General features: G+C 58.8%; 1 protein-coding gene. It reads left to right on the forward strand.

All coding sequences use genetic code 11. From position 1 onward, the window contains the following. On the forward strand, window positions 1-565 hold a 565-nt coding region (locus KP705_RS16425; protein ID WP_215765024.1), incomplete at both ends, for a Tn3 family transposase.

The following is a 565-nucleotide window of genomic DNA, read 5'->3' on the forward strand; positions in this document are numbered from 1 at the left end:
CCCAGCTGCGCGAGCGTCTGCGTGCCGGAGACATCTGGGTAACGGAAAGTCGCCAATACCGCGCATTCGACACCTACCTTCTTCCGGAAGCCACGTTTGCAGCGATGCGCGCGCAAGGACCGTTGCCTCTGGCGATCAATGCTACGGCTGACACGTTCCTTTCTCAACGGCGTGCAGTGCTGGAAACCGCGCTGAACCGGGTGACGGCTCTTGCCAGGAAGGGCGAGTTGTCACAGGTCCGGCTTGATGCACATGGTCTTGTGATTTCGCCTCTGAAAGCAATTACACCCCCTGCTGTGGAAGAGTTGAGGCGGGCGGCTTACGACCGGCTGCCACGCATCAAGATTACTGATCTTCTGCTGGAAGTGGACCGCTGGATCAGCTTCACCGACTGCTTTACCCATCGCCGTTCCAGCCGTGTCGCGGATGACAAAAACGCCCTGCTGACGGTGATCCTGGCGGATGGGATTAATCTTGGTCTGACACGCATGGCCGACACCTGTCAGGGTGCCACCCTGCTCCAGTTGGAGCATCTGCATTACTGGCATATCAGCGAGGCCGGATA

This window comes from Gluconobacter sp. P1D12_c, from assembly GCF_018812105.1.
GTDB lineage: Bacteria > Pseudomonadota > Alphaproteobacteria > Acetobacterales > Acetobacteraceae > Gluconobacter > Gluconobacter oxydans_A.